The 5,837-nt window shown below is 71.5% G+C and carries 6 protein-coding genes; 3 read left to right on the plus strand and 3 right to left on the minus strand.

Going from position 1 to position 5,837, the window contains the following annotated elements; translation table 11 throughout:
• The 3 genes from ACFFNX_RS46430 to ACFFNX_RS46440 all read left to right on the plus strand — a co-directional run.
• A partial coding sequence (locus ACFFNX_RS46430; RefSeq protein WP_378212749.1) for a hypothetical protein occupies positions 1-202 on the plus strand: 202 nt, incomplete at its 5' end.
• Positions 203-440: 238 nt separating this feature from the next.
• Entirely contained in the window at positions 441-1,691 is a 1,251-nt protein-coding gene (locus ACFFNX_RS46435; RefSeq protein ID WP_378212750.1) for a S53 family peptidase, read from the plus strand.
• Between the two features lie 175 nt (positions 1,692-1,866).
• On the plus strand, positions 1,867-3,039 hold the full coding sequence (locus ACFFNX_RS46440) for a S53 family peptidase (RefSeq protein WP_378212751.1): 1,173 nt from the start codon (positions 1,867-1,869) through the stop codon (positions 3,037-3,039).
• Positions 3,040-3,094: 55 nt separating this feature from the next.
• Here ACFFNX_RS46440 and ACFFNX_RS46445 read toward each other — a convergent pair whose 3' ends face one another.
• The 3 genes from ACFFNX_RS46445 to ACFFNX_RS46455 all read right to left on the minus strand — a co-directional run.
• On the minus strand, positions 3,095-3,706 hold the full coding sequence (locus ACFFNX_RS46445; RefSeq protein ID WP_378212752.1) for an acyl-CoA-like ligand-binding transcription factor: 612 nt from the start codon (positions 3,704-3,706) through the stop codon (positions 3,095-3,097).
• On the minus strand, positions 3,690-5,225 hold the full coding sequence (locus ACFFNX_RS46450) for a DHA2 family efflux MFS transporter permease subunit (protein WP_378212754.1): 1,536 nt from the start codon (positions 5,223-5,225) through the stop codon (positions 3,690-3,692). The genes ACFFNX_RS46445 and ACFFNX_RS46450 overlap by 17 nt, the downstream gene beginning before the upstream one ends.
• A gap of 307 nt (positions 5,226-5,532) precedes the next feature.
• A partial coding sequence (locus tag ACFFNX_RS46455; protein WP_378212755.1) for a hypothetical protein occupies positions 5,533-5,837 on the minus strand: 305 nt, incomplete at its 5' end.

Consider the following 5,837-nt stretch of genomic DNA (forward strand, 5'->3'; position numbering starts at 1 on the left):
GCCGGGCCCGGAGGCCGCCGCGAGGGCGATCGTACGGGCCATCGAACGCGACCGCCCGCTGGTGCCGGTCACCGCGGGCGCCTGGGGCGCGTACGCCCTGTCGCGCCTGTCGCCCGCGGCGATGCGACGGCTGGCCCGCCTGGGCGGCGATGACCCCTTCCGCCTGGTGGAGCGCATCGGCGGGCGGTTCTTGCGGGAGTAGACGACGACGGTCGAGGGCGCGCGTCGACCACGTGAGCTTCTCGCGCCGTCCGCGCGGACCGTACGAGGCGGTCGTCGCCGCCCGTGGCCGTGATGGAGCTTTCCGCTTCCGGCCAGAGTCGTAGGACCTTTCGCGTGTATGGGTTAGTTTCGCCTTACTTAAGGGCTTTGCGGATATATGACCGCAACGCGGATGCCGCGTTCGGTATAGAGAGTCAGCCCCGTACAGGAGGTCGGATTTGAACCCCCGCCGAAGACTCGCCGCCATCCTCACGGTCATCATCACAACGGCCCTTACTCTGTCCTCCGTCTCCTCCGCCGACGCCGCCACGAGCGCGTCGAAGCTCAGTGTCGGATTCGGGTGCGCCTCGGCGACGAGCGCCGGGCAACTGCACTGTTTCGGACGCGTCCGCGCGCACCGCGCGAGCAACGGGAAGATCGCGCCGCTGACCGTGACCAGCCCGACCGGGTTGCTTCCGGCCGACCTGCAGTCGGCGTACAAGGTGGCCGGCCTGAGCGGCGCCGGCCGTACGGTCGCGATCGTGGACGCGCAGGACGACCCGAACGCCGAGGCCGATCTGGCCCACTACCGGTCCCAGCTCGGGCTGTCGGCCTGCACGACCGCGAACGGCTGTTTCAAGAAGGTCAACCAGAACGGCAACGCCTCGCCGCTGCCCACCGCCGACTACGGCTGGGCGGAGGAGATCAGCCTAGACCTGGACATGGTCTCGGCGATCTGCCCCGGCTGCCACATCCTGCTGGTCGAGGCCGATGAGCCGACCGACGCGTCGCTCGGCGCCGCGGTGGACACCGCCGCCGCCACGAGCGGCGTCGTGGCCATCTCCAACAGCTACGGCGGCGCGGAGGACTCGTCGATCCTCGCCGCGGACACTCACTTCGACCACCCCGGCATCGCGGTCACGGCGAGCTCCGGCGACTCCGGTTACGGCGTCAGCTGGCCGGCCTCGTCGCAGTACGTCACCGCGGTGGGCGGCACGACGCTGAACAAGGCGGACAACGCGCGCGGCTGGACCGAGACGGCCTGGTCGGGTGCCGGGTCGGGCTGCTCGGCGTACGAGCCCAAGCCGTCGTGGCAGCACGACACCGCCTGCGCCAAGCGCACGGTCGCCGACGTCTCGGCGGTCGCCGACCCGTCCACCGGCGTCGGCGTCTACGACACCTACAACAGCTGCGGGACCAGCTCCTTCTGCGACGTGCTGATCTCGCTCGGGCTCGTACAGGGCCTGGACGGCTGGGCCGCCGTCGGCGGCACGAGCGCGTCCTCGCCGATCATCGCGAGCGTGTACGCGCTGGCGGGCAACACCGGATCGACGAACTACGGGTCCTATCCCTACGCGCACACCTCGTCGCTGTTCGACGTCACTTCCGGCTCCAACGGAAGTTGTGGCGGCACGTATCTGTGCACGGCCGGAACCGGCTATGACGGGCCCACCGGGCTCGGCACGCCGAATGGGGTCGGCGGCTTCTGACATACCGCTTGACCAGGCCGTACGTGGCCCTCTTCGGAGGGCCGCGTACGGCCGTTCCCGTTGGAGCTGGAAGATGTTGACAGCACTAATTGTCAATTAGTCCCTTTTGTCGGTGATAAGGGGCGTGTAAAGATCGTCGCGTCGTACCCCCCGCTCGCTCTTAGAAGGAGAGCACATGCGACGACGTATCACCGGGACCGTGCTGGGCGGACTGATCCTCGCCCTGGTCCCCTTCCTCACCGCGCCGGCCCAGGCGGCCGTGCCCTACCACCACGCGTGCGCCACCGCGCACAAGGGACGGGCGAGTTGCACGGCGCTCGTCCGCAGCGACATCGCCAAGAGCGCGAAGTCGCTACAAGAGAAGGCCGCCGCCCCCTCCGGGCTCGCCCCGGCGGACCTGCAGGGCGCCTACAAGCTGCCGTCCTCCGACGCCGGTTCCGGCCAGACGGTCGCGATCGTGGACGCCTACGACGCTCCGACCGCAGAGGCCGACCTCGGCGTCTACCGCAGCCAGTACGGGCTGTCGGCGTGCACGACCGCGAACGGTTGTTTCAAGAAGGTCGACCAGAACGGCGGGACGTCCTATCCCGCCACGGACGGCGGTTGGGCTCAGGAGATCTCCCTGGACCTCGACATGGTCTCCGCGACCTGCCCGAACTGCAAGATCGTCCTGGTCGAGGCGGACTCCGCGTCCTTCGCCGACCTCGGCGCGGCGGTGAACACGGCCGCCGGACTCGCGAACGTCGTCAGCAACAGCTACGGCGGCTCGGACGCCTCCGATGACGACTACGGCTCCTACTACAACCACCCCGGCGTCGCGATGACGGTCAGCTCGGGTGACTCCGGCTACGGCGTGGAGTACCCGGCGTCCTCCCAGTACGTCACCGCGGTCGGCGGCACCTCACTGAAGTCCGCGAGCAACAGCCGCGGCTGGGACGAGACCGCGTGGGACGGTGCGGGCAGCGGCTGCTCGGACCAGAACCCGGCGCTGGCGGGCCAGGCGGACGCCGACACCGGCTGCTCCGGGCGTGCCGTCGCCGACGTCTCCGCGGTGGCCGACCCGGCCACCGGCGTCGCCGTCTACGACAGCACCGCCTACCAGGGACAGAGCGGCTGGATGGTCTTCGGCGGCACCAGCGTCGCCGCACCGGTCATCGCGGGCGTGTACGGTCTCGCCGGCAACGCCTCCGACGTCGACAACAACACGCCGTACGCCCACCCGGACGCCCTGTTCGACGTGACGTCCGGGTCGAACGGCTCCTGCTCGACCGCACAGCTCTGCACCGCGCGGAGCGGCTGGGACGGTCCGACCGGCCTCGGCACGCCGAACGGCACCGGAGCCTTCTGACCGCACGATTGATCGCACGGGCCCGGCGCCTCCCGCGCCGGGCCCGTTCCGTTCGTCACCCGCTCTTCGGCGGGAACGGCAGGCCGGCCTCGAGGTGGGCGAGCGAGCGGTCCAGCTCGGCGCCGAGATCCATGTCCGGCTCCCGCGTCCAGTGGAACATCACGTCGATGAACAACCCCAGCACCGCGCCGCTGAACGTACGGACCGCCGGGTGATCCACCGGGAGCTCCTCCCGCGCGGCCACCATCTCGGCCACCATCCGCAGGGCGTCGGTGAGGTTGCGGAGGCTGGCACCCCAGAGCGCCGGCACGGACATCGCGAGCATGATGCGCTCACGATGGAGGGCGAGCTCGGCGGACGGCATGTCGCTCAGCGTCAACCGCATGGCGGTCCGCAGCACCTGGATCGGGCTCAGCCCGGCGGGCTGAGCGGCGAAGGCGGCGATCAGCAACGGGTCGTAGTCGTCGGTGACGACCAGGTCCTCCTTGGTCGGGAAGTAGCGGAAGACCGTGCTGGCGGAGACCTCGGCCGCCTCGGCGACCTGCTCCACGGTGGTGGCCTCATAGCCCTGCGCGCGGAACAGACGTATGGCGTGCTCCTGGATCGCGGCCCGGGTCCGTGCCTTCTTGCGTTCCCGTAGCCCCGTGGCCTCAGACGGCTGCCTCATGGTCCGATTGTGGCCGTTCGGCGCCGGTCGGCCCAACCCGGCCGGCACGCCGCGACGGCAGGAGCAGGGCGCCCAGCGCGCACAGCAGGCCGAGGACGGCGGAGACGACGAGCACGAGGTCCATGCCGTGGGTGTACGCCCCGCGTACCTGCACGGCGAGCGCGTCCCGTCCGGTGCGGTGCGCCACCTCCAGCCCGCCGTAGACGCCCTCGCGTACGGCCCGCGCCGCGGCCGGGGCGAGCCCGGTGAGGTCCAGGCGCCCGCGGTAACCGGCGTTGAGCACCGAACCCAGGATCGCCGCGCCGAAACTGCCGCCGACCATGCGCACGGCCTGGATGACCGCCGAGCCCACGCCGCTCCGCTCCTCGTCCAGAGTGCCGATGGCGGCGTCCATGGCGACCGGCATCACGAGGCCGAGCCCGAGGCCCGCGACGGTCGTCCAGGCGGCGGCCAGGCCGTGCCCGCCGACCGCGGCCGCCGTGGCGCCGCCGAACATCGCGCCGGCCAGCAGCACGAACCCGAGACAGACCGAGCCCCGCGCGCCCGCCCGCGCCGCGAACCGGTCGGCCACCACCGCGCTCGCGAGCATCCCGCCGATCAGCGGGAGGAGCCGTATCCCGCCGCCCATCGCGTCGGTGCCGAGGACCGCCTGGAAGTACTGCGGCACCGCGAAGAGGACCCCGAACATGACGAAGTTCACCGCCGTGCTGAGCAGCGTGCCGACCGTGAACCCCGTCTCGCGGAACAGCCGCAGGTCGACCAGCGGTTCGCCGGTCCGGCGCTCGCACAGTACGAAGGCGGCGACCAGCACGGCGCCGCCGGCGAGCGGCACGACGGACGTCGCATCGCCCCAGCCGTACTGCCCGGCCTGGATCACGCCGAACGTGAGAGCGGCGAGGGCGGCGCTGGAGGTCGCGATGCCGGGCAGGTCGAGCCGCCGGGTCCGCGCCGCACGCGACTCGGGCAGCCACGCGAGGACGGCGGCCACCGCCAGCACGACGACGGGCACGTTGATGAGGAAGACCGACCCCCACCAGAAGTGGCCGAGCAGCCACCCGCCGAGGATCGGCCCGATGGGATAGCCGACCATGGCCGCGGCCATCACCATGGCGATCGCCCGCCGCCGTTCCCGGGCGTCGAACAGAGTCGGCACGACGCCGAGCACCATCGGCAGGATCACCGCCCCGCCGAGCCCCAGCACGGCACGCGCGGCGATGAACGCCCCGGCCGAGGGCGCGTACGCCGCCGCGAGGGAACTGACGCCGAAGACGATCAGAGCGGTGACCAGCATCTTCTTGCGGCCGAAGCGGTCACCGAGCATGCCGCCCGGGATCATCGCGGCGGCGAACACCAGCGTGTACGCGGCGACGAACCACTGGAGCTGGGAGGTGGAGGCATCAAGCCCGGTCGCGAGGGCCGGCAGCGCCAGGCTGAGGATCGTCACGTCGAACCCGACCGCCAGCACCGCGAGCACCATCGCCCCGACCGCCCACCAACGCCGCATCCCTGAGGTCATCATGACACCCCGCCTCCTTTTGAAAGTCGACTCTTATATCGGAGCGTACTCCTGTGTTCGGCGTGCTGCGGAACGGGATGGCCGGAGGCGAAAATCCCGCACCGCTCGCTGGGCGGGTGAGGCGAGGCCGATCGCACCCGAGACGGCCGCCGGAGTGGGCGGGAGCGGAGACGAGCCGACCGGGTGCGCGGGTCGGAGGCGTCCGTGAGTCGGTGGGGTGGTGGTCGCGAAGCCAGGCGGTCGGGCGGGTGAGGCGGTCGCGGGTGGGTAGTTCGTGGCGTTGTGGACGGGCCGGTCGCAGTGGGAAAGGTCAGCTCGTACGCCGAGGCCGCTGGTGACGAACCGGTCCCGTCCAGGACTGGCGCTGGTCAGGTCGGGGCGCAGCCGCCGCCGCCCGGGGCCACCGCATGGCTGCCGCATCGGCGACGCCGAGCCGCCGTGCGGCGGTGGCCTGACGAGTACGGCCGTCGCAGCCGTCGAACAGCACCGGGCAGGCGAGGCGGATCCGCCCGTCGTCGCCGACGGCGGCGGAAAGCCGGATCGGGTACGGCTGCGCCGCGCCCTCTGAAAGAATCACGACGCCGACCGGCCCGCCGCGACCGGCCACGACGGGCG

Origin of the sequence: Actinoallomurus acaciae, assembly GCF_042429965.1 — a bacterium.
GTDB lineage: Bacteria > Actinomycetota > Actinomycetes > Streptosporangiales > Streptosporangiaceae > Actinoallomurus > Actinoallomurus acaciae.